The sequence below is a fragment of the Methylobacterium sp. FF17 genome (assembly GCF_025813715.1).
Classification (GTDB): Bacteria; Pseudomonadota; Alphaproteobacteria; order Rhizobiales; family Beijerinckiaceae; genus Methylobacterium; species Methylobacterium flocculans.
The window spans coordinates 3,214,801-3,241,348 of the sequence record NZ_CP107532.1 but is presented as its reverse complement, the minus strand read 5'-3'; the positions used below and the strand labels follow the sequence as shown (position 1 = coordinate 3,241,348).

Here is a 26,548-nt window from a genome sequence, read left to right as displayed (position 1 = left end):
AGTGTTCGGGTCTCAGGAGGCTCTCATGCCTTGTCCGTTGTCTCAGGGTACCGGCTCGCAGGAATCCTAGACCTTTCCGCGCAGGGCCCGTCCATGGCGACGGGGCCCAGTTTCGATCGCGCTTTCGGAGGCGGCCTCTTCCATGCCCAAGGTCATGTCGAGCGACCGGCACGCTAGGAGCGCGCATAGCCCTCACGGGCCGTCTTCGGCGGAATGGGTGTGTCGCATGCGGGATGAGCGGTGATGCCGCGTTTCTACTTCAACGTTCGCTTCGGCCCTGGCCCGGAGCATCTCTCAGTGGACCCGGAAGGCGATGAATTGCCCGACCTCACGGCGGCGCACGATCACGCGTTGACCATCGCGCGCGATCTGATTGCCCGGACGCAACTCAGCGCGATTCGCGACTGGTTCGCCTGCAGCTTCGAAATCGAGAACGCGCAGGCCCACCCACTCCTGACAATCCCCTTCACCGACGCGATTCCGGAACGGAACGCCCTCAGCCGGACGGTGCCGGACGAAGAAATGCGGGGGGCGTAGAGACTCTCGTGCGGCGAACTCCCTTGCCGAACTGAGGTTCACGCTGACGAGGAAACGACCGCGAGGGCTTCACCATGACACGACTGTTGATGTGCGGCGCGATGCTGGCGTGCACCTTGGGACTGGCGCCTGTCACGGCGGGGGCCCAGACCGGGCCGTGCACGGACGACATCGCCAAACTTCGGCGCGACCTTGCCGGCCATGCCGGGCTGGGTGCACCCATCTCCGAACCGGATTACGGCCAGCGGCGCGGGCCGGAGAATACCCAGGCCGGAGGTACGGGGGGCGGCGCCAAGCCGGTGGGGACACCGGACACCGACCGGGCTCAAGCTGGAGGCGCGGATCGCAAGTCCGGGGGAACGCCGGGAACGGTCGGAGGTGTCTCGGGCCCCGTCGGCGCGGCCACGGGATCGGGCCAAGCCGATGCGGTCGCGAGCGGTCGAATCGCCACGTCGGCCGAGGATGTTCGGCGTCAATCCGAGAACCGCCCGACCACGGCCGCTGCGGCAGCGGCGGGCGAAACCGGTGCGCAGCGCACGTCCGAGGATAAGGTTTCTCTGGCGAAATCGGCGTTGCAGCGGGCGATCGACCTGAACGCGAAGGGCGACCGAGGCTGCAGCGCTGCCGTCGACGAAGCCCGCCGGCTGACGCCGCATTCGGCGGCGCAGTGACCCTCTGACGGCCGGCGCCCACGAGGAGCGGCGCGAAGACCGGAGGTAAAGGACGAATGCGGCGGCTCGGACCTCGGTCTGAGCCGCCGCATCGCATTCGTCGGGCCTACTCGGCCGGCGCGTGGTGCGGCACATGCACCGCCCCCGGCTCGGCCTCTGCGCGGATGCCCTCGGTCGCGTCCTTCCGGCGGAACAGACGCATCACCACCACGAAGAAGACCGGCACGAACAGAACCGCCAGAACCGTGGCGGAGACCATGCCGCCGAGCACGCCGGTGCCGATGGCCTGCTGGCTCTTCGAGGCCGCTCCCGACGCGATGGCGAGGGGCACCACGCCGAAGATGAAGGCGAGCGAGGTCATCACGATCGGCCGGAACCGGAGGGTGGCGGCCTCGATGGTCGCATCCACCAGGGAGGTGCCGGGCTTCCACAGATCCTTGGCGAATTCCACGATCAGGATCGCGTTCTTGGCCGAGAGTCCGATGATCGTGATGATGCCGATCTTGAAGTAGACGTCGTTGGGCAGCCCACGCAGGTACACCGCCGCCACCGAACCGATGACGCCGAGCGGGATCACCAGGAGCACCGAGAACGGGATCGACCAGCTTTCGTACAGGGCGGCCAGACACAGGAAGACAATCAGGATCGAGAGGCCGAGCAGCAGTGAGGCTTGGCTGCCCGCCTGCTTCTCCTGCAGAGACTGACCGGTCCAGGCGTAGCCGAAGCCCTTCGGCAGCTGCTCCATCAGGCGCTCCATCTCGTTGAGCGCATCACCCGAGGTATAGCCCGCGGCCGGCTCGCCGGTGATGCGGACCGACTGGTAGCCGTTGAAGCCGATGATCTGGGCCGGGCCGACGCCCCATTTGAGGTCGGCGAAGGAGGACATCGGCACCATGGTCCCGGAGGCGTTCTTCACCCCGTAATTCAGGATGTCGGCTGCCTTTAGGCGCTGCGCGTCCTCCGCCTGGACGATGACGCGCTGCATCTTGCCTCGGTTCGGGAAGTCGTTGGTGTAGACCGAACCGAGGTTCACCTGGATCGTATTGTTGATCTCCTCGAAGTCGACGCCGAGGGCGGCGGCCTTCTCGCGGTCGATCACGAGTTCGGCCTGCGGCGCCGGTGGCAGGCCCTCGACATAGACCTTCTGCAGGATCGGGCTCTTGCGAGCGAGCGACAGCAACTGCTCCTGGGCGGCCATCAGGGCCGAGTAGCCCTTCTGCGCGCGGTCCTGAAGGCGGAAGCTGAAGCCCGAGGCGTTGCCGAGGTTGTCGATCGGCGGCGGCTCGAGGGCCTGAATGACCGCGTCCTTGTAGGTCGAGAGCGCCTTGTTGGTGCCCTCGATCAGCTTGGCCGCCGAGTTGTCGGCATCGCGCTCGCCCCAGGGCTTCAGGGTCACGAAGGCCTGCGAGGTCACCTGACCCTGGCCGGAGAACGAGAAGCCGTTGACCACGGTGACGGTGGCGACGCCGGGCTGCGCCAGGAGGTGTTCCTCGACCTTCTTCACCGCCGTCTCGGTGCGGTTGAAGGAGGAGCCGGGCGGGGTCTGGATGTCGACCGTGAAGAAGCCCTGGTCCTCGACCGGAAGGAAGCCCTCCGGAAGGCGCAGGAAGGCGTAGCCGAGGCCGATGACCAGGGCGAGATAGACCAGCATCACCCGGCCGGAACGCTTGATCAGCCCGGCGACGCCACGGCCGTAGCGGGCCGTCTCGCGGTCCACCAACCGGTTGAACCAGCCGAAGACGCCGCCCTTCGAATGGCCGTGGCCCTTCTCGATGGGCTTCAGCAGGGTCGCGCACAGGGCCGGGGTCAGCGACAGTGCCAGCAACGCCGAGAAGGCGATCGAGGTCACCATCGCGATGGAGAACTGGCGGTAGATGATGCCGACCGAGCCGGGGAAGAACGCCATCGGGATGAACACCGCGATCAGCACCAGCGTGATGCCGATGATGGCGCCGGTGATCTGGCTCATGGCCTTGCGGGTGGCCTCCTTCGGGGAGAGGCCTTCCTCGTTCATGATGCGCTCGACGTTCTCGACCACCACGATGGCGTCGTCGACGAGGATGCCGATCGCCAGCACCATGCCGAACATGGTGAGCACGTTCACCGAGAAGCCGGCGAGCAGCATCACCGTGCAGGTACCCATCAGGGCGATCGGCACCACGATGGTGGGGATGAGCGTGTAGCGAATGTTCTGAAGGAAGACGAACATCACGATGAAGACGAGCACCACCGCCTCGACGAGGGTGTGCAGCACTTTCTCGATCGACGCTTCCACCGCGGGAGTGATGTCGTAAGGGATGTCCCACTTCACGTTCGAGGGGAAGAACTGCGACAGCTCCTCCATCTTGGCGCGAATGGCCGATGCGGTCTGGAGCGCATTGCCGTCGGGAGCCAGCGTCACCGAGATGCCGGCGGCTTCGCCGCCGTCGAGGCGGGTGGTGAACTTGTAGTCCTCGCCGCCGAGTTCGATCCGGGCGACGTCGCGCAAGCGCACATTGGACCCGTCGGGGTTCGCACGCAGGACGATGGCGCCGAACTCCTCCGGCGCGGTCATCTGGCCCTTCACGATGATGGGGAAGTTGACCGGATTGTTCTGCGGGCTCGGCATCGCGCCGACGGCGCCCGAGGCGATCTGGACGTTCTGGTTCGAGATCGCCTTCGAGACGTCGGAGGCGTTCAGTGACAGGCCGCGCAGCTTGTCGGAATCGATCCAGATCCGCAGGCTGCGTTCCGTCGAATAGAGCGTGGCACGACCGACGCCCGGGATGCGGCGGATCTCGTTGATGACGTTGCGGATCAGGAAGTCGCCGAGCGCGATCTCGTCCATCGACTTATCGGGCGAGACCAGCGTGATGATCTGCAGGGTCGCGGCGGAAGCCTCCTCCACGAGGGTGCCCTGCTGGCGCACCTCGGCCGGAAGGCGGGCTTCCACGCGCTTGAGGCGGTTCTGCACCTCGACGCCCGCGAGGCTGGAATCGGTGCCCGGCTGGAACTGCGCGGTGATCTCGACCACGCCGAAGGCGTCGCTGGCCGATTCGAAGCTGAGGATGTTGGCCGCGCCGTTCAGCTCATCCTCGATGAGCCGCGTCGTGCCCGTGTAGAGGTTCTCCACGGATGCGCCCGGGTAGGCGGTGGAGAGCGCGATGGAGGGCGGCGCGATGACGGGATACTGCGCCACCGGCAATTGCGGGATCGTGAGCAGGCCGCCCAGGATGATGAAGAGAGCGACGACCCAGGCGAAGACCGGCCGGTCGATGAAGAAACGGGCCATGGTTCAGCGCACCTGGGAAACGGGCTTGGGCGAGGTGGGGGCGGGCGAAGCGGGCTTGGGTGAAGCAGGCTTGGGCGACGCCGGCTCGGGCTCGGCAGGCTCGGTGTCGCGGGGCTTCGGCTCGTCGTCGGCGGCGACCTTCAGTTCCACCGTCTTCACCTGCTGCCCGATGGTGATCTTCTGCAGGCCCTCGACGACCACCCGGTCGCCCGCCTTCAGGCCCGCACGGATGACCCACTGGTTGTCGACGACCGGGCCGACCTCCACGGGCTGAAGCATGACCTTGCTGTCGTCCCGCACCACCCAGACTTCGGCCTTGCCGTCGTTGGTCCGCTGGATGGCCTGTTGCGGCACCGCGAGGGCGTCGACGTCGATGCCCTGCTTGATGCGGGCGCGGACATACATGCCGGGGAAGAGTTCGTCGTGCGGGTTGGGGAACAGCACGCGCAGGGTGACCTGGCCCGTGCTCGGATCGGCGGTGACGTCGGAGAACAGGAGCTTGCCCGCCGAGCCGTAGAGGGCGCCGTCATCCATGATGAGGTGGACGTTGGCGGTATCTGCCGAGAGGCGTGAGAGTTCGCCGCTGGCGAGATCCCGGCGGAGCTTGTTCAGCTCGCCCACCGACTGGGTGATGTCGACATAGATCGGATCGAGCTGCTGGATCGTCGCGAGGTTGGACGTGCCCCCCTGGTCGACCAGGGTGCCCTCCGTCAGCAGCGCGCGCCCGATCCGCCCGGAAATCGGCGCACGCACATCGGTATAGCCGAGGTTGAGCTTGGCACGGTCTCGGGTCGCCTTGGCACCGGCGACCTCCGCCTGGGCCTGCTTCAGGCCGGCATAGGCGCTGTCGTACTGTGCCTGGCTCGCGGTTTGGCGCGAGAGCAGCTGTTCGAGACGGTCGGCTTGCTGGCCGGCGAGAACCTGGGCGGCTTCCGTGCGCGCGAGGGCCGCTTCGGCGCTCTGCAACTCGACCTCGAAGGGCGCCGGATCGATCTTGTAGAGGACATCGCCCTCCTTCACCAAGCTGCCCTGCTCGAAGGTCCGTTTGGTCACGAGACCGGAGACGCGCGAGCGCACCTCTGCGATCCGCAGGGGGGCGACCCGGCCCGGCAGGTCGCGCACGTAGGGGATCGGCTGCTCGCGGACGGTCACGACGCTCACCTCGGTCAGGGGACCGGGGACCGGCGCGGCGGCCTGCTGCTTCTGGTTACAGGCCGAGAGGGCGACCAGAACGAAGCCGGCGGCGAGGGAAGCCGGCCGGGCCCGGAACAGGCGGTGGGTGAGGGACGTCACGATCGATTCGCTCCTGCGAAATTTCGGTCCGTTGGCGCCGGCCGTGCAAGCCGGCGCCACTGTGTTCAAGGTCGCGGACGCTGATCCGGCTCAGGACCGGGTCCGAGGCAAGCGACGGGCCGAGACCACCGGTCTGGGTTGTGTCCCACCCGCGCGGACGTCGAGCGGTGTCGTGTCGGGAGGTCTCGACATCCGCGATCCGAGGCGGAATGCCGACCGCGATCCCGGGGGATATCGGCGCGCTGTTTCCATCCTGGCGGATAATCTGGGCGATCCGACGACATCGGTTGTATCCGCCAGCCGATTTCACGGACCGATGCGGTGAACCGAGGGTCGATCAGCCGGCGGCGGTGGTGCGCGGGGGTCGATCGAGGGGGGCGCCGGCCCTGGTCCGGAACGCACCGATCAGGCGCGGGAGGGCCGGACGATCGACTGCACGCATCGCGAGGCGCGTGGCACGCGGTGGCACCACATCCTCGTGGAGGTCATCGGCATCGAACGCCGTGGTCGCCGCGCGGTTGCCCGCGTCCGAAACCGGCAGCCGCGCGGACGACGCCAGCACGGGCCGGATCTCGAAACCACGCGGGATGTCGCCCGCGACGTGCAGAAGGGGAAGCAGGGCACAGACGAGGCACGCGAACGCAAGCACGCGGGACGCAACAAACCGCACGGTCCGTACCGCCGAGAACCAGGCGGGCGCGAACGTTGGGGCAACGTACCGTCGGCGGGCATCAGCCGCCGTCACATCCTGGATTGCCGAGCTTGTCACGAGGCAGACTCTGGGGTTGATGGACCTGCCATGCAAGTTCCTGCGGCATTGTGTCCGGCCTGTGCGAGCCTCATATTCAGGGACCACCGGAGGGCGTTGCCGGGATCACACAGGCCTGCCGGCTTCGTACCCGCCTCGGTTGACCACCCTCCCCCATCCCGCCAAGGCTCTCGCTCATCGATCACGGACCGGATGGATACCGCAGGGCCTCCCATGCCCGCCGGATCGCCATTTCGGCTGGAGGAGACGACCATGCAGACGCGCCGCGTTCTCGCCGCATCCGCCATTGCGGCGGCCCTGACCTTTGCGGTCGGGCCGGCACACGCCGGCAACCCGTTCGACAGCGGGCCGATCGCCGACTTCATGAACATCTTCCGCGAGCAGGCGATCCCGCGCCAGACGGTGGCCTGGAAGGGCGCCGAGAAGCCCGGCACCATCGTGGTCTCCCAGGGCCAGCGCCGCCTCTACTACGTTCTCGGCGGTGGCGAAGCCGTGCGCTACGGCGTCGGTGTCGGCCGCCAGGGATTCTCGTGGTCCGGCGAGAAGCGCGTGACCATGAAGAAGGAATGGCCGGATTGGCGCCCGCCGTCGCAGATGCTGGCGCGCCGGCCCGACCTGCCCCGCTTCATGGCCGGCGGCCAGGACAACCCGCTCGGCGCCCGCGCGCTCTATCTCGGTTCGTCGCTCTACCGCATCCATGGATCGAACGAGCCCGAGACCATGGGCGCGGCGGTCTCGTCGGGCTGCATCCGCATGACGAACAAGGACGTGGTCGACCTCTACGACCGCGTGAAGGTCGGAACGCGGGTCATCGTCCGCAACTGAGCGGGCGCGCGGCGCCACCTGTCCGAGCCCGCCTCCAGTCGGCCTCACTGGATCCATGAGGTGAGGACGGGATGATTTTCGGCGTGGATATCGGCCTGATCGCGGGTCTTTTCGCGGTCGCGGTGGCGGCTGGCTGTGTCGATGCCATCGCGGGCGGCGGCGGTCTCCTCACCGTGCCGACCCTGCTCCTGTCGGGGCTCGATCCCGTCTCGGCCATCGCGACGAACAAGCTCCAGGGCAGTGCCGGAGCGGTGTCCTCCACCATCGCCTTCGCCCGGCGCCGGCTGATCCATTGGCCGGATGCCTGGAAGATCGCGGTGAGTGCCGGCTTCGCCTCGGTGGCCGGCGCGCTCTGCATCAGCCTGCTGCCGCGTCCGGTGCTGGATGCGGCGGTGCCGATCCTGCTCGTCGGCATCGCGGTCTACTTCGCCACCGCGCGGCGGATGAGCAACGAGGACGCCACCGCGCGGATCTCACCGAACCTGTTCGCCCTGACCGTGGCCCCGGCGGTCGGCTTCTACGACGGTGTCTTCGGGCCGGGCGCCGGCGCCTTTTACATGATCGGCTTCGTGACGCTGCTCGGGCTCGGCGTGGTGAAGGGGACCGCTCACACCAAACTGGCCAACGCCGCCAGCAATCTCGGCAGCCTGGCGCTGTTCGCCATCGGCGGCCATGTGGTCTGGCCCATCGGGTTGGCGATGGCGGTGGGCGCCGTGCTCGGGGCTCAGATCGGGTCCCGCCTGGCGATCCGGCTCGGGGCGCGGCTGATCCGCCCGCTCCTGGTCACGATCGCCTGCGTGATGGCGCTGCGCCTGCTGTCCGATCCCGCGAACCCGCTGCGGCAAGCGCTGGCTGGGTTGTTCGGCGGGTAAGCGATGCCGCGGCCTCGGCGAGGTTGCATCATGCTACGATTCCGCTTTCCGGGTCGCCAGCACATGCGCCACGATCGCGTTGGCGTGCCCATGGCCCATCCCATGATCGGCCTTCAACATCGCGACCAGATCCATATGTCTGGCTGGAAGCTTCTGAAGGACGAGGTCTTGCCAGTCGCCGATGGGCCGGCCGTACCGCTTCTCGATGGATGGGAAATAGGACGCAGGTCCCTTGATCGGTTCAGCAGCCACGGTGCGACATCCGGCGGGCGGGGTTCGACGCGGGCAGTGTGGCCAAGGGGACGCCGAACCGCAACGGTTCCGTCGGGTGTGGGCCGCCGGCCACGCATCGGGGCCGGCAGCGGACCGTCAAGCCTCGAAACCCGCCTCAGCGGGGCATGAAGGCCCAATAATCGAGGTCGAGGATCACCGAAGGGTCGTAGCCGTCGCCGACCTTGTCGGGGTGGTTGCCGCAGGGCTGGTTCTTGGTGGCGATCGTGCGCAGGCGGAGCGCACCGATATCCGTGCGGCCCGGCAACTCGGCGGTCTCCAGCACCTCGCTCCAGGCATAGACCGTGTCGCCGGCAAACAGCGGCGCCACGTGGCGTCCGGCATTGATGCCGGCGAGGGCGAAGGCGTTGGCGAGGCCGTTGAAGCTCAGCGCGCGGGCGAGCGAGATGACGTGGCCGCCATAGATCAGGCGGCGTCCGAAGCGGGTGTCCTTCGTGGCGAAGGCATCGAAGTGCACCTTGGCGGTGTTCTGGAACAGGCGGGTGGCGATCTGGTGCTCGGCCTCCTCGACGGTCATGCCGTCGACGTGGTCGATCTTCTCGCCCACCACGTAGTCGGAGAACCGGTGCGGCGAGCCGGCGAGCTCCAGGTCGTAGGCGCTCGCCGCGATCGGCGGCAGCGCAGCGGCGAGGTCGGCCGGGTTCACCACCTTCGCGAAGGTCGGGACATGCTCCTCCGCGATCCGCGCCTCGGGGTCGCGCTTCTTCACCAGGACCCAGCGGCAGTAGCTGAGCACGGTCTCGCCCTGGGCATCCGAGCCGGTGGAGCGAACGTAGACCACGCCGGTCTGCCGGTTCGAACTCTCCTTGAGGCCGATCACCTCGGACACCGTCGAGAGGGTTTCCCCCGCATAGACCGGCCGCCGGAAGCCACCCTCGGCGTAGCCGAGGTTGGCGAGCGCGTTCAGCGAGATGTCCGGGACGGTCTTGCCGAACACCACGTGGAAGGTGAGCAGGTCGTCGAGCGGGCTGCGCGGATAGCCGATGGCCCGTGCGAACGCGTCAGAGGATTGCACGGCGAACCGCGGCCCGTAGAGCGCCGTGTAGAGCGCCACGTCGCCCTCCGTCACGGTCCGGGGCGTGGCGTGGCGAATGGTTTCCCCGAGGCGGTAATCCTCGAAGAAGCGGCCGGGATTGGTCTTCATGGTCGATCGTCCCTGGAGCGGCGCGGTGGCTCACGTTTCTTGTTGTGGCAGTCGTCTGGTCGGTCGTGACAGTCGCCCCCGGCGGCGCCGTTCAGCACCGCCGGGGAATCGCGCTCAGCGCGTGTAGACGGTGGTCTGGACCGGCACGAACTCGTGCAGCAGGCGGCTCGCGAACAGGAGCAGCAGCACCAGCACGATCGGCGAGAGGTCCACGCCGCCGAGGTTCGGAAGGATGTTGCGGATGGGGCGCAGCACCGGCTCCGTGAGGCGGTAGAGCACCTCCCCGATCTGCGAGACGATGGGGTTGCGCACGTTCACCACGTTGAACGCCACGAGCCAGCTCAGGACCGCGCTGGCGATGAGGACGTAGATGTAGAGCTGCACGACGGTGTCGAAGAGCCAGATGAAGGCGTTCATGCGCGGAAACGATGTCCTCAAGGCCCTGCCCTCGCGGCGCGCGATGCGCGCCCACAAAGCCGCAGGATTTCTGGAATTGACAGGTCGGTGTGACCGAGCCTAAAAGGCCGCCACCCCGGAACGGGGCTGTAGCTCAGATGGGAGAGCGCCGCAATCGCACTGCGGAGGTCAGCGGTTCGATCCCGCTCAGCTCCACCAGGTTTCCCACATTTGGGACCCACGGTGGTTTTCAAAGCCTGACACTATGAGGACGGTCGTGATGCGCGAGAATCGCGCAACCCGCCCGGACGCCGTTCATTCGTCCTTGAGCGGGTCGTGGCCCCAGTTCATCAGGGACAGACGCCAGGGCGAATCCTTGACCTTCGCCTGATCCGCCGGACCGCCCTGCTTCAGGTGGCGATGGACGTAGCCGACCACCTTGGCCATGTGGGCGTAATCGTCCTCGGTGAGGTCGGCCTTCTTGGTGCGCAGCAGCGTAACGATCCGCCGGCCCTCGCGATGGCCCGTGGCCTCGCCGCCATCCTTCTTCTGACCCACGGACTGGCTCTCCTCCGTTTCGAGGAACGCCTCCAGTTTCGCCGGGGTCATGTTCACGGCATCGTGGAACGCCGCGTAGGTTTCGGCGTGGTCGTCGGTCTGTCCGGACATGGTGTCACCTCCCAAAAAGTCCGGGCGGTGAACCGGTTTCGACGGATGCGGGTTCCGGGGACGGCGCGACGGCGCGCGTTCAGGCGGCCAACCAGGCGAAGGTCAGGACGCCGGACAGAAAGACCCCGTACGTCACCAGGACGGCGACGATCTCACGGTGCTGGATCACGAGGTTTTCGGAGGCGGACAACATGACGGTGCGGCCGGGCGTGGAACGGACCTGCTTCTCTCACGCCCGGGCTCCCTTTTCGATGTGCGCGAATACGCGGTCGGCGAGGAAACTCCCGTTGTCTCTCCTGCGCCACAGCTTCGCTTGCGCCGCCGCCCACCCTCGCGCGGCGGGGAGTTGGGTCTCCCTCAGGCGAGAAACCCGGTCGGGCGATCGAACAGGAAGCCGTCCACCGCCGGAATCGTGACGGCAAGGTTCGAGCCGCCAAGCCTCGATCCGCCGAGACCCGAGCCGCCAAGGCTCGGCCCAGCAATGCTCGGCCTGGCAAGGCTCGTTCCGCCAAGGCTCGGCCCGGCGCCGTAGCTGGCCTTCGAGAGGCGCCACGGGCAGTCGACGCGCGCCCGGATGGCCTCGGACGGCCGCAGGCGCCGAATCGAACCATCCGCGCCGATCTCCTCGATGAGGAAGAAGCCATAGACCTGGAGTCGGGCCGCGATGAGCTTCGTCTCCCGGTCGCCGGCCGCCACGGCGAGGCTGCCCGTCGCGTAGACCGCATCCATCAGGGCGCGCTGCTCGCTGCGCCGGGCCGCCACGCCGCGCGGTGCGGAATGCGGAGTGGCCGATTGCTGTAGGCGTGCCGTGCGCCTGAAGGGAACGACATTGTCCGTCGTCGCAACGCTACCCATACGCCACCATCCTCACGATACGCCCGGGGGCGAACACCCCCGACATCCCGTGATTTCGACCGTTCCGCTTAACGCTCGGCTAATGCTGCCCGGCGGGTGCGTCCCGAATTCGGGAGCGAGGCATGCTCGGGTCATCGCCTCCGGGTCCGCCTTCGGTCGGGCTATCGCCGGTTTACCCACGCGATCGAACCGGGCAGGGATGGATCAGGGAGATCGACGCGCAGGGAGGAGACGCCATGGCATCCATCTTCGAAGCCCACAGCTTCGCGATGATTGCCCATGCCGGCCAGATCGATAAGGGCGGACAACCCTATATCCGGCACCTGGAACGCGTCGCGAACGCTGCGGTCGGCCGCGCCGGGCATGCGAAATCGGTGGACCGCCTCGCGATCGAGCCCATGGAGGTGATGCAGGCGGCGATTCTGCACGACGTTCTGGAGGATACGCCGACGACCCCGGTGGCCCTGCGGGCCGAGGGATTCTCCGCGCCCGTCATCACGATGGTTCAGTTGCTGACCAAGCCGAACGAGCCGATGCCCTATGAGGAGCGGACGGCGCGCCTGATCGCGCGCGGGAATCTCGGCGCGATCCTGATCAAGATGTCGGACACGGAGGACAACCTCAGTCCCGAACGGACCCTCGTCGGCGGGGAGGCTCTGCGAGCACGCTACGCCACCGCCTTCACGGCCCTGAAGGCAGCCGCCGCGTCGCTGGGTTATACCGGCACCTGAGGCTTCCGCCGAGAAATCAAAAAAGCCCCGCGGGCCAAGGGACCGCGGGGCTGCAGGTGAGTCTCGACGACCCAGTCGCGCCTAAAAGTCGGACAGGCTTACTTGCCGCTGGGGGCGGCGCCGCTGCCGGTCACGGCATTGCCGCCGGTGCTGCCGCCGGGCGCGCCGGTTGTCGCCGTGCTCGGGCCGCCCGACGTCCCGGCCGGTGCCATGGTCGAGCCCGTCGTACCGGAACGCTCCATGCTCTTTTCGCTGTTGCTCTTCACGCTACCGGGATTGTTCATATTGCCTTCGGCGGAGCCGCCACCGGCCGGCGTCTGTGCGAAGGCGGAACCCGTCAGAGCCAGGGCGAAGGATCCGGCGAGGGCAAAAGTCTTCATCGACATGGTGCGTTGACTCCCAGTTGTCTCAATCTGGCGAACCAACGCACCACCCGTATCATTTGTTCATCCGCCCTGACGGGTTTCCTGTTTACCGATCTTCGCATGTAACGAAGCCTCATCGGCGGGCCCGATGTCACGTCCTCCACATCAGGCTTCGTCCGCCTATCACGGCGAACACTTAGCCGAACGAGGACACGAGCCATCAGATCTCAGAGTTCACCCTCCGACGAATCGGTGTTCTGTTCCGCTTCGTCGAAGGTATAGCCGTCCAGCCAGTCTGCACTGTTCTGGGATCCGGCAGGGTAGGGATTGGCGTCATCCGACTGCCCGGCCACCTTCGCCGCCTTGCCTTCCGCCCATACGGACTTCGAAATCACGGTCATGTCGTCACGCTCCTCGTCCCGGTCTGTTCCTATAGGTTAGGGCGTTGCGACGTTCCGGGGACCGGTGGGTCCGAAAAACCCGCCGCGGCGGTGGCGCCGGGCGGGTCATCGCATCCTCGGGTGGGACTTCGCGGCTCAGGCGATCTTGCTGGTGAACCGCGCCGTCGTCTTCTGGCGGATCTCGTCCTCGGTGACACCGTCCGCGAGTTCAACGAGCGTCATGCCGCCCTCACCCTTCTTGTCGATGGTGAACACGCCGAGATCGGTGATCACCATGTCGACCACGTGGGTGCCGGTGAGCGGCAGGTCGCATTCGGCCAGCAGCTTCGGGCTTTCCGAGCCGTCCTTGCCCTTGGCGGTGTGCTCCATCACCACCACCACCTTCTTGACGCCGGCCACGAGGTCCATGGCACCGCCCATGCCCTTCACCATCTTGCCGGGGATCATCCAGTTCGCGAGATCCCCGTTCTCCGCCACCTGCATGGCGCCGAGGATCGACAGGTTGATGTGCCCACCCCGGATCATCCCGAAGGATTCCGCCGAGGAGAAGTAACTGGTGGTGGGCAGCGCGGTGATCGTCTGCTTGCCGGCATTGATGAGGTCGGCATCCTCCTCGCCCTCGAACGGGAACGGCCCCATGCCGAGCATGCCGTTCTCGGATTGCAGCTGCACGGACATGCCGTCGGGGATGTAGTTCGAGACGAGGGTCGGGATGCCGATGCCGAGGTTCACGTAGTAGCCGTCCTGCAGCTCCTTCGCGGCGCGCTCGGCCATCTGTTCGCGGGTCCAGGCCATGGTGGTTCTCCTTGCGGGCTCTCAGACGGCGGCGGGCACGGCGGGCTCGCCGCGCTTGCGGGTGGTGCGCTGCTCGATGCGCTTGTCGCGCACTGGCACGTGGACGATGCGCTTCACGAAGATGCCGGGGGTGATGATGGTGTCGGGGTCGATCTCGCCGGGCTGCACCAGGTGCTCCACCTGCGCCACGGTGACCTTGGCGGCGGTGGCCATCATCGGATTGAAGTTCCGCGCCGTCTTCCGGTAGATCAGGTTGCCTTCGGTATCGCCCTTCCAGGCGTGGACGATGGCGAGGTCGGCGAAGAGCCCACGCTCCATCACGTATTCCTCGCCATCGAATTCGCGGACGTCCTTACCCTCGGCGATCAGGGTCCCGACGCCGGTCTTGGTGTAGAAGGCCGGGATCCCGGCGCCGCCAGCGCGGATCCGCTCGGCCAGCGTCCCCTGCGGGTTGAACTCGATCGCGAGTTCGCCGCCGAGATACTGGCGGGCGAATTCCTTGTTCTCGCCGACATAGGACGAGATCATCTTCGCGACCTGACGGGTCTCGAGAAGCTTGCCGAGGCCGACGCCGTCGATGCCCGCGTTGTTCGAGACGACCGTGAGATCCTTCACGCCCGAGTCGCGGATCGCGTCGATCAGGGCATCCGGGATGCCGCAGAGACCGAAGCCCCCGCACATGATCATCATGCCATCCTTCAGCACCCCGGCCAGCGCCGAGGCGGCATCGGAATGTACCTTCTTCATGGGAGCCCTCCTGTATCGCACGTTTCTTTCTGGCGCCGACCGTCACGCGAAAGCCGCGCCCTGCCAAGCCCTTGTGGCGATGCAGCGGTTACATTTCGCAGCGCGCGGCATGCCGACGGGCAGGATCGCTCGGGATCGTGCGGTCCCCTCTCTGCGGCAGGTCGGGCGCGGTCGACAAGCGGGATGGCGCATCTGCGCCGTGGACGGCGCGGGCGCCCACGGGCGGTCCGGGAAGACAAATGCGTACGTACCGGGTATCAGGGAGGCGACCGCCGGTTCACCCGCGCGTCGCGGCCGCTCTGTCCCGGCGCCTGATCGTCGTCCCTCGACGATCGCGCGCGGCCTCGCGCGGTGACCGCCGGATGGAGTGGAATGCCGCTGCGCCGCATCGCAACCGTCTTCGGCCTCGGCCTTCTCGCTGCGGGTCTCGCCTGTGCCTGCCTGACTTGGACGGTCCCCGCGCCGGGCCTGACGCGCTTCGTCGCGCGGGAACTGGCGCGCTCCTACGGGGTCGCCCTGAGGGCCGAGGGCCCGATCGAGGTCGCGCTGCTGCCTCTGCCCCGGCTCGGCCTCGGCGGCGTGCGCCTCAGCGCCGGGAGCCTCGACGGACCGGTCCTGACGGAGGGTGGGACGCTCTCGCTCCAGCTCAACCTGATTCCGCTCCTGACCGGCCGGATCGACGTGAACACCCTGGCCCTCGACGGCGCGACCATCCGGCTGCCGACGGGCCCCGCCGACGCGCGCTGGTCCGAACCGGTCCGCCTCCTGGAAGCGCGGCTCGTGGCGGACGGTACCTCCCACCCGCGCCGCGTCAGCCTTTCGCGCGCCACGGCCACGGGATCGGACCCGCGTGACGGCACCCCGCAGATTGCCCGGGATATCGACCTGTCCGTATCCTGGCCGCTCTGGAGCACCCTGGCGGATGTGAGCGGCAGCTTCCTGTGGAACGCGGCGCCGGCGCGGTTCGCCTTCTCGGACCTGCGCATCGTGGATCTCCTGAGCGGGCGCGCGAGTCCGTTCTCGCTGAGCGCGAGCTGGGCCGCCGGAAGCCTCGCCGCCGAGGGGCACGGGCTCGTGCGCGACGCCAGCCTGAGGTTGACCGGGCGCGGCACCTTCGCGACGCGATCCCTGCCCGAGACGCTGGCCTGGGCCGGCGGCGCCGCGGCCCTCGCGCCCTTCGTCGAAGCCTTCGGCCTCGAGGGGAGCTTCGACATGGACGGGCGCCGCCTCATGCTGCCGGACGTGAAGGTCTCCTTCGGCGCCAACCTCCTGGAAGGGGCGGGCTCGATCGCCTTCGATCGGCAGAGGCCCGCGATCCAGGCGACGCTCGCGGCCGAATCCCTGAACCTCGCCCCGCTTCTGGTCGAAACCCTGCGGCTGCTCGGCCACGACCCGGCCGGGGCGGACGCCCCGCGGGGCCCGGCACGCAGCCTCGCCCTGGCGCCCTTCACGGCCGGCGACCTCGATCTCCGGCTCTCGGCGGGCGCGGCCCGGGTGGGGCCGATGCTCGCTGAGGATGTCGCGGCCAGCGTGCTGGTACGGGCGGGGAACATCGAGGCTTCCCTCAACCGGGCGACCCTCGCCAGCGGCACCCTGAAGGGACGACTGGCCCTCAACGTCTCGAAATCCGACCCGGCCGTCACCGAGATGAAGGCGCAGGGCGCCGTGGACGGCCTCGACCTCGGCGCGCTCCTCGGGGATCTGCGCCAGGAGAGCCGCATCCTCGGACGGGTGCAGGGGCAGTTCCTGGCGCAGGGCTCCGGCGCCACGACGGAGCGGCTCCTGAACCACGTGGACGGGCATGCGATCCTCGGCGTCGAGAACGGAACCCTGATCGGGCTGGATCTGAGCGAGATCGCCCAGCGTCACCGGAGCCCGGCCCGGCGGATCGGTCGAACCGGCTTCGAGCGCGCGACCTTGAACCTGCGCTTCACCGACGGCGTCGGGGAGATCGTCGAGGGGGCCCTGGAGGGCCCGGCGCTCTCCGCCTCCCTGCGCGGAACCGTGTTCCTGCACGACCGGCGCTGCGAGACCGTGGCGGATGTCACGGCCCGGAACGCCACCGCGGGGGGGCCACTCCAGAAGCCGACGCAGTTCCTGATCGGCGGGCCGTTCGGCGACCTCGCCGTGCGCCCCGTGATCACCGAGGCGGATCCCGGCCTTCGCGGCGGCTCGGTCCTCACGCCGAACGCCCTGCGGGTGCCGGCGGGCGCCCCCGCCGCGCAGATCCCGTCGACGGCCCGCGCCTACGCGCCTTGAGGTCAGGGCCTCAGACGGGGTTTCGGCGCCCGCTCAACCACGAGGCCGTCAGGACGATGGCGGTGACGGCGCCGACGAGGAGCGTCGAGGCCGCATTGATCTCGGGGTTCACCCCGAGTCGGACCTGGCTGTAGAGCCGCATCGGCAGCGTGGTCGCGCCCGGCCCCGAGACGAAGCTCGCGATCACGAGGTCGTCCAGCGACAGGGTGAAGGCGAGGAGGAATCCGGCCGCCAGCGAGGGCGCGATCAGCGGAAGCGTGACGGTCGCGAACACCCGGGCGGGACCGGCGCCGAGATCGGCGGCGGCCTCCTCCAGCGACCGGTCGAGGCCACGCAGGCGCGCCCCGACGATGACCGCCACGAAGCCGAGCCCGAGCGTCGCATGCGCGATGACGATCGTGAGGATGCCGCGATCGAGCCCGAGGCCGACGAAGAGCAGCAGCAGCGACAGGCCGGTGATGACCTCGGGCATGACGAGCGGCACGTAGACGAGGCCGCTGAAGGCCCGCCGGCCGGTGAACGCGCCGCCGCGATCGAGGGCGAGGGCCGCGAACGTCCCCAGGATCGTCGCGAGGGTGGCAGCGGCGAGCGCCACGACGAACGAGACGCGGGCGGATTCGAGCAGCGGCCCGTCGGCGAACAGGATCCCGTACCAGCGCGTCGAAAACCCGCCCCAGACCGTGACGAGGGCGGAGGCGTTGAAGGAATAGACCGCCAGGATCAGAATGGGCGCGTAGAGGAACCCGAGTCCGAGGGCCAGCGCCACGCGATCGAGCGCCTTCATCGCGGCGCATCCGCGTGAGGCTGGTCGGCCTCGCGGAAGAGCAGGAGCGGACCCACCACCAGGACGAGCACGAGGATCGCCACGGCGGAGGCGAGCGGCCAGTCGCGATTGGAGAAGAACTCGCTCCACAGCACCCGGCCCAGCATCAGCGTATCCGAGCCGCCCAGAAGGTCTGGAATGATGAACTCGCCGACCATGGGCACGAAGCAGAGGAGCGCGCCAGCGGCGAGCCCCGGTCGCGCCAGCGGCAGCGTCACGGTCCAGAACGCGCGCACCGGCCCGGCGCCGAGGTCGGCCGCCGCCTCGATCAGGCTGGGATCGCGCTTGGCCAGCACCGCGTAGAGCGGCAGCACCATGAAGGGCAGGTAAGCGTAGGTGAGCCCGATCAGCACCGCCCCTTGCGTGTTCAGGATCTCCAGCGGCTGATCGACCAACCCGAGCCGCATCAGCCCGGCGTTGAGCAGGCCCTCCGGCTTGAGGATCGCGATCCAGGCATAGATCCGGATGAGGAAGCTCGTCCAGAACGGCACGATCACCAGGGCGAGGAGGATCGGCTGGCTCCGCGCCGGCGCGCGCGCGAGGGCATGGGCGATGGGCGTACCGATCAGTGCTAGGATGACGGTGGCGGTCGCGGCGAGCGCCAGGGACGACAGGGCCGCATCACGGTACAGGGCGTCCGAGGCCAGGGTCTCGAAGTTGGCGAAGTCGAGGGCTTCGAGGAAGCTGCCCCAGCCCTCCAGGCCCGCGCTCCAATCCAGCACCGGCAGGTAGGGAGGCTGCGCCATGGCCGGGCTCGACAGGCTGATCTTGAGGGTGATGACGACCGGCAGGAGGACGAAGGCCGCGAGCCAGAGAAAGGGCACGACCGGAACGAGGCGCCTCATTCGACGAGCCCTCCGCTCACGACGGCATCAGCCAGGCCGCCTCGGGACGGTAGGCAAGGCCGACGGTGGCACCCTCCCCCGGTATGGCGGAGCCGGCTGTCGCGCTGACCCGCCAGAGCGTGCCGTCCCCGAGGCGCACCTGCGCGCGCAGGCGGTCGCCGAGATAGGTCGTCTCCACGACCTGCCCGGTCAGGGTCGGGCCCGGCACCGGATCCAGGGCGATGCGTTCCGGGCGGAGGGCGATCACCACATCGCCCTCCGCCGGCCCCGCCGCGCGCAAGGGGCCGCAGGCCGTCTCGACGGTGGCGATGCCCGCCGCGTCGCGCGACCGGATCCGGCCGCCGATCAGGTTCACGTCGCCCAGGAGACCGGCGACGAAGCGGGTCGCGGGACGCTCGTAGAGGCTCGCCGGGTCGCCGATCTGGACGAGGCGGCCCCGATTCATCACGCCGATCCGGTCGGCGAGCGCCATGGCCTCCGCCGGATCGTGGGTCACGACAACGAAGCTCGTGCCGAGGCGCTTCTGCAGCCCCCGTAACTCGCCCTGGGTTTCTTCCCGCAGGGCCCGGTCGAGGGCACCGAGCGGCTCGTCGAGGAGCAGGACCTTCGGCGAACGGGCGAGCGCCCGGGCCAGGGCCACCCGCTGGCGCTGGCCGCCCGAGAGGGTGTCGGGCCGGCGCTCGCCGAACCCGTCGAGGCGCACGAGGCGCAGGAGTTCAGCCACCCGCGCGTGCCGTGCGGCGCGGCCCAGGCCGTTCAGCCCGTAGGCGATGTTGGCCGCCACGTTCATGTGCGGGAACAGCGCGTAGGACTGGAACATCATGTTCACCGGCCGACGGTGCGGTGGGTCGGCGGTGATGTCGGTGCCATCGAGGTGGATGCTGCCCACGCTCGGCGCTTCGAACCCGCCGATGAGACGCAACAGGGTGCTCTTGCCGCAGCCCGAGGGCCCGAGCAGGCACAGGAACTCGCCCGCCGCCAGACTCAGGTCGAGATCCGCCACCGCCTCGTGCGCACCGAAGCGTTTCGAGAGGCCGGCACAGGTGAGGAGGCCGGTGGTCCCCGGCGAGGTCGTCGGCCCCATGATGCGTGCCGCCGCCCTCAGCTGTCCTCGCGCAACGCTTCCGCCACGCGGGCTTCGAGGAGGTCGGGACGGCGGATCACCAGGGCGCCGCGCGTGCGGTCGATCAGCCCGTCCGTCGCCATCACGGTGAATTCGCGCGTCACCTGCTCGCGGCGGCAGCCGATCCGGGCGGCGAGCACGTGGTGATAGGGCGGCGGCGTCACCACGCGCTCGCCGTCGCCACCCGCGCGCGGAACCGAGAGGCGCAGCAATTCGGCGTAGAGGCGGTGGCGCAGATCGAGGAGCGCGTGCTCCATGAGGCGGGTGTTCAGTTCACGCACGCGCTTGGCGAGCAGCCGGAACAGGCGGTCGGCGATGGATTCCGACGCGAAGATGATCTGGCGGAAGACCGGGGCCGGCACCACGCAGACCTCGCCGCGCGTCAGCGCCGTGACGTTCGCCGAGCGGCCGATGCCGTCGAGGGCGGCGAGCTCGCCGAAGAAGGCGCCGCCGCGCATCTCGCCGAGGATGACCTCCTTGCCGGATTGCGACCGGTTCAGGATGCGCACCTCACCCGATGCCAGGAAGTACACGTCGGTGGAGACGTCGTCGTAGTCGACCAGCACTTCGTTCTCGTCGAAGCGGCGCCAGTGGCAGCGTGTCTCGTAGGACGACAGCTCGATTCCCGGTTCCTTGAAGAACGGGATGGTCGCCAGCCGTCCTGTGGTCACGCGTTTTGCCTCCGCTCGTATGGTCGACCTGATCGATACGCTGTGCAACTGCTAGGTCAAGCTGCGTGAACGCTTCCGCCGCCGATAGGCGTGGATGCGCTGTCGACACCGTTCCCAGCGCCACCGAACGGGTCGCCGATCGTGGCGCTTGCCACTGGGCCGCCTTGCCCGCAAAAGCCCGGCATGCTGCGCGTCAACGACCTCACCTACCGCATCGGCGAGCGCCTGATCCTCGACGGCGCCACCTTCGTGATCCCGGATCGCGCCCGCGTCGGGCTGGTCGGCCGCAACGGCGCGGGCAAGACCACCTTGTTCAAGGCGATCCTCGGCGAGTTGCCCACCGAGGGCGGCACGGTTTCGATGCCCAAGGGCATGCGCATCGGCGCGGTGGCCCAGGAGGCGCCGGCGGGTCCCGAGACCCTGCACGCGGTCGTCCTCGCGGCGGACACCGAGCGCGCCCGGCTGATGGCGGAGGCCGAGCACGCCGACGGGATCCGGCGGGCCGAGATCGAGACCCGGCTGGTGGACATCGAGGCGCATTCGGCGCCGGCTCGTGCGGCCGCGATCCTGCACGGCCTCGGCTTCGACGCAGAGGCGCAGGGTCGCCCCTGCTCGGACTTCTCCGGAGGCTGGCGCATGCGCGTGGCCCTCGCCGCGGTGCTGTTCTCCGAACCCGACCTGCTGCTGCTGGACGAGCCGACCAACTACCTCGACATCGAGGGCACGATCTGGCTCTACGACTACCTCGAGCGCTACCCGCGCACCGCCGTCATCATCAGCCACGACCGCGACCTGCTCGACGAGTGCGTGGACCACATCCTCCACCTCGATCGCGGCAAGCTCAGCATCTACCGGGGCGGATACACCTCCTTCGCCCGGCAGGTGGCCGAGAAGCGCGTGCTCCAAGCCAAGGCCAAGGCCAAGCAGGATGTTGAGCGCGCGCATCTCCAGAGCTTCGTGGACCGCTTCAAGGCCAAGGCCACGAAGGCGCGCCAGGCCCAGTCCCGGGTCAAGCGGCTCGCCAAGATGGAGATCATCGCCTCGGTGATCGAGGACGACGTGCCGGCCTTCCGCCTGCCGAGCCCTGAGCGGCCGCTCTCGCCGCCCATCGTCGCCATGGAGCGGGTACAGGCCGGCTATCCGGACCGGATCGTGCTCTCGGGCCTCAACCTGAGTCTCGCCCCCGACGACCGGGTGGCGCTGCTCGGGGCCAACGGCAACGGCAAGTCGACCTTCTGCAAGCTCATCGGCGGCCGCCTTCCCCCCTTGAGCGGCGAGCTTCGGCGCTCGGGCAAGATGGAGGTCGCGTACTTCGCCCAGCACCAGCTCGACGAGCTGCGCCCGGCCGAGAGCGCCTATGCCCATGTCCGCGACCTGATGCCGGACGTTCCCGAATCGAAGGCGCGCGCGGCTGCCGCCCGGCTCGGCTTCTCGGGTACGAAGTCGGAGACACCGGTCTCGCAGCTCTCCGGTGGCGAGAAGGCACGCCTGCTCATGGGGCTGGCGGCCTTCAAGGGCCCGCACCTCCTCATCCTGGACGAGCCGACCAACCACCTCGACATCGAGAGCCGGCAGGCGCTGGTGGAGGCGATCAACGATTACGAGGGCGCCGTCATCCTGGTCAGCCATGATCGCTTCCTGGTGGAGGCCTGCGCCGACCGGCTCTGGCTCGTCTCGAACGGATCCGTCAAAGCGTTCGACGGCGACATGGACGATTACCGCCGCTTCGTCCTGGCCGGTCCCGAGCGCGAGGCCGAGAAGGGCAGCGCCGATTCGACCGGCGGCGCCAAGGCCGTGGAGCGCCGCTCCAACGCCGACCGGCGCGTGGCGCTGGCGCCCCTGCGCAAGAAGCTCGAGGGCGTCGAGGCGCGGATGAAGAAGCTGACCGACGCCATGGCCAAGATCGACGCGGCGCTGGCCGACGGCACGGCCTTTCAGGCGAACCCCGCCAAGGCGGGCGAACTCGCCAAGATGCGCTCGGATGCGGCCGCCGCCCTGGAGGCGGCCGAGGAGGAGTGGCTGGAACTCAGCGGCGAGATCGAGGGCGCCGGCGCCTGAGCGGCGGTGCGTCGCGCAGGCGGGCGGGCAACATTCCCGAGGGCGCAGGCGTTTCCCGGTTTAGCGCAACGCTGAAGGGAACCCGCGATGCCCGATGCCACCCGTCGATCCCGGTTCGGCCCCGGGCTCGCGCTGCTCCCCTTCGGGGCCGCCGCCGCGTGGCTCGCCTACAGCCGCTACGGCATCGACCACCGGCAACGCCTGCACCCCGCCCTCCCCGGCCGACAGGAATGCCTCGGGAGCGAGGCCGGCGGCCTGGCCTTCTACGGCTCCGACGCGGCCGAAGGCGTTCCGCTCCTGCTGATCCACTCCGTCAACGCGGCGGCCAATGCCTACGAGGTCCGGCCCCTCTACCGGCACTATGCCCGCTCGCGGCCCGTCTACGCCCTGGACCTGCCGGGCTTCGGCTTCTCCGAGCGGAGCGACCGCGTCTACACCCCGGAACTGATGGTGGCGGCGATCCACGCCATGGTCGCGGAGATCCGGCGCCGCCACGGCGGGTCACGCGTCGATGCGGTGGCCCTCTCGCTGTCGGCCGAGTTCCTCGCGCGGGCGGCCCTGGAACGCCGTGAGGATTACCGCAGCCTCGGCTTCATCAGCCCCACGGGTTTCGACCGGCGTTATGCGCGCCGCAGCCCGAAGGGCAGCGACGCCGCCCGCGCGGTGGTGGGCTTTCCGCTCTGGAGCCGGGCCGTGTTCGACCTGCTGGTCAGCCGCCCCAGCATGCGCTTCTTCCTGGAGAAGACCTGGGGCTCACCCCAGATCGACGAGGGCCTGTTCGAGTACGATCAGGCGTCCGCCCACCAGCCCGGCGCCGAACATGCGCCGTTCTCGTTCCTGGCCGGGCACCTCTTCGCCACGGAGACGGGCCGGGTCTATCCGCGCCTCGACCTGCCGGTCTGGATGGTGCACGGCACGCGCGGCGACTTCGTCGATTACCGGCACGCGGAGGAATTCCACGATGCGCCCGACTGGACGATCGACGTTCTGGAGACCGGCGCCTTCCCGCATTTCGAGCGCCTGCCCGACGTGACCGCGCGCTACGACAGGTTCCTGGCCGGGCTCACCCCCTGACCCCTGGTCGCTCGCGCCGCGCCGGGTTAGTCGAGGGGCACGCCCGCTCACGAAAACCCCGGAGCACCGATGCCAGACCTTTCCCTCGCCGCCGCCCAGACCATCGTCGCCACCGCCCTGGAGACCGCGCGCGGTCACGACCTGAAGCCCCTCGCCGTGGTCGTCTACGATGCGCGTGGGGCGCTGAAGGCGCTGGGCGCCGAGGACGGCACCTCGCTGCGCCGGGCCGAGGTCGCGATGGGCAAGGCGAATGGTTGCCTCGCCCTCGGACTCGGCGGGCGCGCCATCCACAAGCGCGCGGAGGAGCAGGCCTATTTCGCCGCGGCCGTGAGCCACCTCGTCGGCCCGGCCGCCCTCGTGCCGGTGCCGGGCGGCGTGCTGATCCTCGAGGCCGGGGCGGTGGTCGGCGCGGTCGGCGTTTCGGGCGACACCTCCGACAACGACGAACGCTGCGCCGTCGCCGGCATCGAGGCGGCGGGCCTCACCGCGCAGACCGGCGCCTGAGGTGACGGCACGCCCGCATCGGCGCCATTGCCTGATGGGGGGCGCGGCCGCCCTGACGAGTGCGCTCGCCGGACCGGTGGACGCAGCCCCCGCCGACCTCTACCGGCGCGGCAACGATGCGGACCCGGAGACCCTGGACCCGCACAAGTCCTCCACCGTGGCCGAGGCGCATATCCTGCGCGACCTCTACGAGGGCCTGCTCACCTACGACTATTGCGGCGCCCTGATCCCCGGCGCCGCCACGCACTGGACGATCTCCGACGACGGCCTGACCTACGAGTTCACCCTGCGCGAGGACGGCCGCTGGTCCAACGGCGATCCGGTCGTCGCCGCCGATTTCGTCTTCGCCCTCCGGCGCATCCTTTCCCCCGTCACGGCGGCGAAATACGCCGAGGTGCTGTTCCCGCTGAAGAACGCCCGCGCGGTGAACCAGGGCACGATGCCACCCGATGCCCTCGGGGTCGCGGCGCCCGAGGCCCGGCGCCTCGTGCTGACCCTCGAGCAGCCGACGCCGTACATGCTCGAACTGCTGACGCATCAGACCTCCCTGCCCGTGCACCCACCCACCGTGGCGCGGTTCGGCGACGCCTTCACGCGGCCCGGCAACAGCGTCACCAACGGCCCCTATCGCTTGCGGGATGTGGTGCCGAACGACCGCATCACGCTCGAGCGCAACCCCGGTTTCTATGCGGCCGCCGATGTCGCGATCCCGCGGGTGGCCTTCCTGCCCACGCCCGACCTGTCGAGCGCGGTGCGGCGCTACGCGGCGGGCGAGATCGATTCCCTGGCCGACCTGCCGGGCGACCAGATCGCCTCCCTGAAGGCGCGCTTTCCCGGTCAGGTGGCGCTGGGGCCGGCACTCGGCCTCTATGCGTTGTCGCTCAACACCAGCAAGGCGCCGTTCGACGATGTCCGGGTGCGCCGCGCCCTCTCCCTGGTGATCGACCGCGAGTTCCTGGCGGACAAGCTCTGGGGCGGGACCATGATGCCGGCCTACTCGCTCTGTCCGCCCGGCCTCGACAACGCCCGGCCCCCGCCGGAACTCGCCGGGCGCGACGCCCTGCCCATCGACCGGGAGGACGAGGCCCGCGCGCTCCTGGCCGCCGCCGGCTTCACCGAGGGACCGCGGCCCCTGCGGGTGGAATACCGCTTCAACGTCAGCGACAACAACCGCAACACCGCACTCGCCATCGCCGAGATGTGGCGTGGCATCGGCGTCGAGACCCGCTTCGTCTACACCGATGCCAAGACCCACTTCGCCTACCTGCGCGACGGCGGCGACTTCGACGTGGCGCGCATGTCCTGGATCGCCGATTACTCGGACCCACAGAACTTTCTGTTCCTTTTGGAGGGCGGCAACGACGGGCTGAACCCCGGCCGCTACGCCAATCCGGCCTACGATGCGCTAATGCGCCGGGCCGCCGCCGAGCGCGAACTCGGGACGCGCGCCGACCTGCTGTTCGCGGCCGAGACGATCATCGTCACGGACCTGCCGTGGATCCCCGTGATGCACACCCGCACGAAGGCGCTGATCGCCCCGCGCCTCGTCGGCTATCACCCGAACCTCCGGAACGTCGTGCCGACCCGCTTTCTCAGGCTCGCCCCGTGATCGCTTTCGTCCTGCGCCGCCTGCTCCAGGCGATCCCAACCCTGTTCGCCGTGGTGACGCTGAGCTTCTTCCTCATCCGCCTGGCGCCGGGCGGACCCTTCGACCTCGAGCGCCCCCTGCCGCCGGCCGCCATGGCCAACCTCGCGCGGGTCTACGGCCTCGATCAGCCGCTTGGGGTGCAATATCTGCGCTACCTCGGCGCCCTCGCGACCGGGGATTTCGGTCCGTCCTTCTCGTTCCGCGATCTCACCGTGGCCGAACTGTTCGCGCGCGGCCTGCCGGTCTCGATGACGCTGGGCGCCCTGGCGCTCGCGCTGGCCCTGGCGCTCGGCATCGGCCTCGGCACGCTGGCGGCCTTCCGGCGCGGCGGCGCGATCGACCGCGGCATCGGCCTGACGGCGGGCGTCGCCCTGGCGGTGCCGACCTTCGTCGTCGCCCCTCTGCTCCAGATCGTGTTCGGCCTGAGCCTGCGATGGTTGCCCGTGGGGAGTTGGGAAGGCGGCGCGCCGGCCCATCTGGTGCTGCCGGTGATCACCCTGGCCCTGCCGCAGGTCGGGGCGCTCGCCCGCCTCACCCGCGCCTCGCTCGCCGAAGTGCTCTCCGCCCAGCCCATCCGCACCCAGCGCGCCATGGGACTGCCACCCTACCGCATCGCCCGACATGCCCTGCGAGCCGCACTCCTGCCGGTTCTGGCGATCCTCGGCCCCACCGCCGCCGGCCTGCTCACGGGCTCGGTGGTGGTCGAGACCATCTTCGGATTGCCGGGCATCGGCCGCTACTTCGTGGATGGCGCGCTGAACCGCGACTACACACTCGTGATGGGCACGGTGATCCTGGTCGCCGTGTTCGTGATCGCCCTCAACATCCTCTCGGACCTGCTCTCCGGTCTCCTCGATCCGCGCCTGCGGATGGCCCGGTGAAGCGCGCGCTCGCGCGCCTCGCGCGCAACC

At 69.0% G+C, this 26,548-nt stretch carries 27 protein-coding genes and 1 tRNA gene; 12 read left to right on the top strand and 16 right to left on the bottom strand.

The features are described from left to right. Positions 1-243: 243 nt before the first annotated feature. Together OF380_RS15195 and OF380_RS15190 are read left to right on the top strand one after the other, a co-directional pair. On the top strand, positions 244-537 hold the full coding sequence (locus tag OF380_RS15195) for a DUF6894 family protein (RefSeq protein WP_264045348.1): 294 nt from the start codon (positions 244-246) through the stop codon (positions 535-537). 89 nt (positions 538-626) lie between these two features. Then, positions 627-1,208: a hypothetical protein gene (locus OF380_RS15190; RefSeq protein WP_264045347.1), complete on the top strand. Its 582-nt coding sequence runs from the start codon at positions 627-629 to the stop codon at positions 1,206-1,208. Between the two features lie 106 nt (positions 1,209-1,314). Here the strand turns inward: OF380_RS15190 and OF380_RS15185 are convergent, their stop codons facing one another. From OF380_RS15185 to OF380_RS15175, 3 genes are all read right to left on the bottom strand, one after another. Beyond that, on the bottom strand, positions 1,315-4,479 hold the full coding sequence (locus OF380_RS15185; RefSeq protein ID WP_264045343.1) for a multidrug efflux RND transporter permease subunit: 3,165 nt from the start codon (positions 4,477-4,479) through the stop codon (positions 1,315-1,317). Positions 4,480-4,482: 3 nt separating this feature from the next. Further along, the gene (locus tag OF380_RS15180; protein WP_264045341.1) at positions 4,483-5,772 is read right to left on the bottom strand and encodes an efflux RND transporter periplasmic adaptor subunit; all 1,290 of its coding nucleotides are present in this window, start codon (positions 5,770-5,772) and stop codon (positions 4,483-4,485) included. A 337-nt stretch (positions 5,773-6,109) separates the two neighbouring features. Continuing rightward, positions 6,110-6,421, bottom strand: coding sequence for a hypothetical protein (locus OF380_RS15175; RefSeq protein ID WP_264045339.1), 312 nt, complete (start codon positions 6,419-6,421; stop codon positions 6,110-6,112). A gap of 372 nt (positions 6,422-6,793) precedes the next feature. Here OF380_RS15175 and OF380_RS15170 point away from each other — a divergent pair, with 372 nt between their 5' ends. Then, positions 6,794-7,366: a L,D-transpeptidase gene (locus OF380_RS15170; protein WP_264045337.1), complete on the top strand. Its 573-nt coding sequence runs from the start codon at positions 6,794-6,796 to the stop codon at positions 7,364-7,366. Between the two features lie 71 nt (positions 7,367-7,437). Next, positions 7,438-8,238: a TSUP family transporter gene (locus tag OF380_RS15165; protein WP_264045335.1), complete on the top strand. Its 801-nt coding sequence runs from the start codon at positions 7,438-7,440 to the stop codon at positions 8,236-8,238. Positions 8,239-8,271: 33 nt separating this feature from the next. On the opposite strand, the gene OF380_RS15160 is transcribed toward OF380_RS15165, so the two are convergent. From OF380_RS15160 to OF380_RS15150, 3 genes are all read right to left on the bottom strand, one after another. Continuing rightward, a complete protein-coding gene (locus OF380_RS15160; RefSeq protein ID WP_264045333.1) occupies positions 8,272-8,490 on the bottom strand; it encodes a DUF4287 domain-containing protein in 219 nt (72 codons plus the stop codon). Between the two features lie 136 nt (positions 8,491-8,626). Next, positions 8,627-9,673 (bottom strand): MaoC family dehydratase, encoded by a 1,047-nt coding sequence (locus OF380_RS15155; protein ID WP_264045332.1) that lies wholly within the window; start codon positions 9,671-9,673, stop codon positions 8,627-8,629. A gap of 114 nt (positions 9,674-9,787) precedes the next feature. Beyond that, the gene (locus tag OF380_RS15150; protein WP_264045331.1) at positions 9,788-10,090 is read right to left on the bottom strand and encodes a YggT family protein; all 303 of its coding nucleotides are present in this window, start codon (positions 10,088-10,090) and stop codon (positions 9,788-9,790) included. 122 nt (positions 10,091-10,212) lie between these two features. Between OF380_RS15150 and OF380_RS15145 the strand changes: the two genes are divergently transcribed. Further along, positions 10,213-10,288 (top strand) — tRNA-Ala (locus OF380_RS15145). 96 nt (positions 10,289-10,384) lie between these two features. On the opposite strand, the gene OF380_RS15140 is transcribed toward OF380_RS15145, so the two are convergent. Continuing rightward, positions 10,385-10,738 carry a DUF3140 domain-containing protein gene (locus tag OF380_RS15140; RefSeq protein ID WP_264045329.1) on the bottom strand — a complete coding sequence of 118 codons (354 nt, stop codon included), beginning with the start codon at positions 10,736-10,738 and terminating at the stop codon, positions 10,385-10,387. Positions 10,739-11,095: 357 nt separating this feature from the next. Next, positions 11,096-11,593, bottom strand: coding sequence for a hypothetical protein (locus OF380_RS15135; protein WP_264045326.1), 498 nt, complete (start codon positions 11,591-11,593; stop codon positions 11,096-11,098). 236 nt (positions 11,594-11,829) lie between these two features. Between OF380_RS15135 and OF380_RS15130 the strand changes: the two genes are divergently transcribed. Continuing rightward, the gene (locus OF380_RS15130) at positions 11,830-12,324 is read left to right on the top strand and encodes a phosphohydrolase (RefSeq protein ID WP_264045323.1); all 495 of its coding nucleotides are present in this window, start codon (positions 11,830-11,832) and stop codon (positions 12,322-12,324) included. A gap of 98 nt (positions 12,325-12,422) precedes the next feature. Here OF380_RS15130 and OF380_RS15125 read toward each other — a convergent pair whose 3' ends face one another. From OF380_RS15125 to OF380_RS15110, 4 genes are all read right to left on the bottom strand, one after another. Next, on the bottom strand, positions 12,423-12,710 hold the full coding sequence (locus OF380_RS15125) for a hypothetical protein (RefSeq protein ID WP_264045321.1): 288 nt from the start codon (positions 12,708-12,710) through the stop codon (positions 12,423-12,425). Positions 12,711-12,916: 206 nt separating this feature from the next. Further along, entirely contained in the window at positions 12,917-13,090 is a 174-nt protein-coding gene (locus tag OF380_RS15120) for a hypothetical protein (protein ID WP_264045320.1), read from the bottom strand. A 135-nt stretch (positions 13,091-13,225) separates the two neighbouring features. Then, positions 13,226-13,885 (bottom strand): 3-oxoacid CoA-transferase subunit B, encoded by a 660-nt coding sequence (locus OF380_RS15115; protein WP_264045319.1) that lies wholly within the window; start codon positions 13,883-13,885, stop codon positions 13,226-13,228. Between the two features lie 21 nt (positions 13,886-13,906). Next, on the bottom strand, positions 13,907-14,632 hold the full coding sequence (locus tag OF380_RS15110; protein WP_264045317.1) for a CoA transferase subunit A: 726 nt from the start codon (positions 14,630-14,632) through the stop codon (positions 13,907-13,909). A 372-nt stretch (positions 14,633-15,004) separates the two neighbouring features. Here OF380_RS15110 and OF380_RS15105 point away from each other — a divergent pair, with 372 nt between their 5' ends. Continuing rightward, positions 15,005-16,891, top strand: a complete 1,887-nt coding sequence (locus OF380_RS15105) for an AsmA family protein (protein WP_264045316.1) — start codon at positions 15,005-15,007, stop codon at positions 16,889-16,891. Positions 16,892-16,901: 10 nt separating this feature from the next. Here the strand turns inward: OF380_RS15105 and OF380_RS15100 are convergent, their stop codons facing one another. The 4 genes from OF380_RS15100 to OF380_RS15085 are packed head-to-tail and all read right to left on the bottom strand — an operon-like array spanning position 16,902 to position 20,353. Next, a complete protein-coding gene (locus OF380_RS15100) occupies positions 16,902-17,675 on the bottom strand; it encodes an ABC transporter permease (protein WP_264045314.1) in 774 nt (257 codons plus the stop codon). Beyond that, positions 17,672-18,559 carry an ABC transporter permease subunit gene (locus OF380_RS15095; protein ID WP_264045312.1) on the bottom strand — a complete coding sequence of 296 codons (888 nt, stop codon included), beginning with the start codon at positions 18,557-18,559 and terminating at the stop codon, positions 17,672-17,674. The genes OF380_RS15100 and OF380_RS15095 overlap by 4 nt, the downstream gene beginning before the upstream one ends. A 16-nt stretch (positions 18,560-18,575) precedes the next feature. Next, positions 18,576-19,643: an ABC transporter ATP-binding protein gene (locus OF380_RS15090; protein WP_264045311.1), complete on the bottom strand. Its 1,068-nt coding sequence runs from the start codon at positions 19,641-19,643 to the stop codon at positions 18,576-18,578. A gap of 17 nt (positions 19,644-19,660) precedes the next feature. Further along, positions 19,661-20,353 (bottom strand): Crp/Fnr family transcriptional regulator, encoded by a 693-nt coding sequence (locus tag OF380_RS15085; RefSeq protein ID WP_264045310.1) that lies wholly within the window; start codon positions 20,351-20,353, stop codon positions 19,661-19,663. Positions 20,354-20,536: 183 nt separating this feature from the next. Between OF380_RS15085 and OF380_RS15080 the strand changes: the two genes are divergently transcribed. The 5 genes from OF380_RS15080 to OF380_RS15060 all read left to right on the top strand — a co-directional run bounded on the left by OF380_RS15080 (position 20,537) and on the right by OF380_RS15060 (position 26,518). Then, the gene (locus tag OF380_RS15080; RefSeq protein WP_264045308.1) at positions 20,537-22,411 is read left to right on the top strand and encodes an ABC-F family ATP-binding cassette domain-containing protein; all 1,875 of its coding nucleotides are present in this window, start codon (positions 20,537-20,539) and stop codon (positions 22,409-22,411) included. 87 nt (positions 22,412-22,498) lie between these two features. Continuing rightward, positions 22,499-23,485, top strand: a complete 987-nt coding sequence (locus OF380_RS15075; protein ID WP_264045306.1) for an alpha/beta fold hydrolase — start codon at positions 22,499-22,501, stop codon at positions 23,483-23,485. Between the two features lie 69 nt (positions 23,486-23,554). Further along, complete coding sequence (locus OF380_RS15070) at positions 23,555-23,989, top strand: GlcG/HbpS family heme-binding protein (protein ID WP_264045304.1); 435 nt, start codon at positions 23,555-23,557, stop codon at positions 23,987-23,989. 34 nt (positions 23,990-24,023) lie between these two features. Then, positions 24,024-25,598: a peptide ABC transporter substrate-binding protein gene (locus OF380_RS15065; RefSeq protein WP_264051341.1), complete on the top strand. Its 1,575-nt coding sequence runs from the start codon at positions 24,024-24,026 to the stop codon at positions 25,596-25,598. After that, positions 25,595-26,518 carry an ABC transporter permease subunit gene (locus OF380_RS15060; RefSeq protein WP_264045302.1) on the top strand — a complete coding sequence of 308 codons (924 nt, stop codon included), beginning with the start codon at positions 25,595-25,597 and terminating at the stop codon, positions 26,516-26,518. Before OF380_RS15065 ends, OF380_RS15060 begins: the two co-directional genes overlap by 4 nt. Positions 26,519-26,548: the final 30 nt, after the last annotated feature.

Excerpts from the sequence above, each read along its gene's own strand:
- OF380_RS15165 (WP_264045335.1), top strand. The coding sequence starts at position 7,438 with ATGATTTTCGGCGTGGATATCGGCCTGATCGCGGGTCTTTTCGCGGTC.
- OF380_RS15155 (WP_264045332.1), bottom strand. The coding sequence starts at position 9,673 with ATGAAGACCAATCCCGGCCGCTTCTTCGAGGATTACCGCCTCGGGGAA.
- OF380_RS15105 (WP_264045316.1), top strand. The coding sequence starts at position 15,005 with ATGCCGCTGCGCCGCATCGCAACCGTCTTCGGCCTCGGCCTTCTCGCT.
- OF380_RS15170 (WP_264045337.1), top strand. The coding sequence starts at position 6,794 with ATGCAGACGCGCCGCGTTCTCGCCGCATCCGCCATTGCGGCGGCCCTG.
- OF380_RS15150 (WP_264045331.1), bottom strand. The coding sequence starts at position 10,090 with ATGAACGCCTTCATCTGGCTCTTCGACACCGTCGTGCAGCTCTACATC.
- OF380_RS15195 (WP_264045348.1), top strand. The coding sequence starts at position 244 with ATGCCGCGTTTCTACTTCAACGTTCGCTTCGGCCCTGGCCCGGAGCAT.
- OF380_RS15110 (WP_264045317.1), bottom strand. The coding sequence starts at position 14,632 with ATGAAGAAGGTACATTCCGATGCCGCCTCGGCGCTGGCCGGGGTGCTG.
- OF380_RS15135 (WP_264045326.1), bottom strand. The coding sequence starts at position 11,593 with ATGGGTAGCGTTGCGACGACGGACAATGTCGTTCCCTTCAGGCGCACG.
- OF380_RS15120 (WP_264045320.1), bottom strand. The coding sequence starts at position 13,090 with ATGACCGTGATTTCGAAGTCCGTATGGGCGGAAGGCAAGGCGGCGAAG.
- OF380_RS15100 (WP_264045314.1), bottom strand. The coding sequence starts at position 17,675 with ATGAAGGCGCTCGATCGCGTGGCGCTGGCCCTCGGACTCGGGTTCCTC.
- OF380_RS15080 (WP_264045308.1), top strand. The coding sequence starts at position 20,537 with ATGCTGCGCGTCAACGACCTCACCTACCGCATCGGCGAGCGCCTGATC.
- OF380_RS15190 (WP_264045347.1), top strand. The coding sequence starts at position 627 with ATGTGCGGCGCGATGCTGGCGTGCACCTTGGGACTGGCGCCTGTCACG.
- OF380_RS15070 (WP_264045304.1), top strand. The coding sequence starts at position 23,555 with ATGCCAGACCTTTCCCTCGCCGCCGCCCAGACCATCGTCGCCACCGCC.
- OF380_RS15065 (WP_264051341.1), top strand. The coding sequence starts at position 24,024 with ATGGGGGGCGCGGCCGCCCTGACGAGTGCGCTCGCCGGACCGGTGGAC.
- OF380_RS15125 (WP_264045321.1), bottom strand. The coding sequence starts at position 12,710 with ATGTCGATGAAGACTTTTGCCCTCGCCGGATCCTTCGCCCTGGCTCTG.
- OF380_RS15130 (WP_264045323.1), top strand. The coding sequence starts at position 11,830 with ATGGCATCCATCTTCGAAGCCCACAGCTTCGCGATGATTGCCCATGCC.
- OF380_RS15185 (WP_264045343.1), bottom strand. The coding sequence starts at position 4,479 with ATGGCCCGTTTCTTCATCGACCGGCCGGTCTTCGCCTGGGTCGTCGCT.
- OF380_RS15095 (WP_264045312.1), bottom strand. The coding sequence starts at position 18,559 with ATGAGGCGCCTCGTTCCGGTCGTGCCCTTTCTCTGGCTCGCGGCCTTC.
- OF380_RS15075 (WP_264045306.1), top strand. The coding sequence starts at position 22,499 with ATGCCCGATGCCACCCGTCGATCCCGGTTCGGCCCCGGGCTCGCGCTG.
- OF380_RS15140 (WP_264045329.1), bottom strand. The coding sequence starts at position 10,738 with ATGTCCGGACAGACCGACGACCACGCCGAAACCTACGCGGCGTTCCAC.
- OF380_RS15090 (WP_264045311.1), bottom strand. The coding sequence starts at position 19,643 with ATGGGGCCGACGACCTCGCCGGGGACCACCGGCCTCCTCACCTGTGCC.
- OF380_RS15115 (WP_264045319.1), bottom strand. The coding sequence starts at position 13,885 with ATGGCCTGGACCCGCGAACAGATGGCCGAGCGCGCCGCGAAGGAGCTG.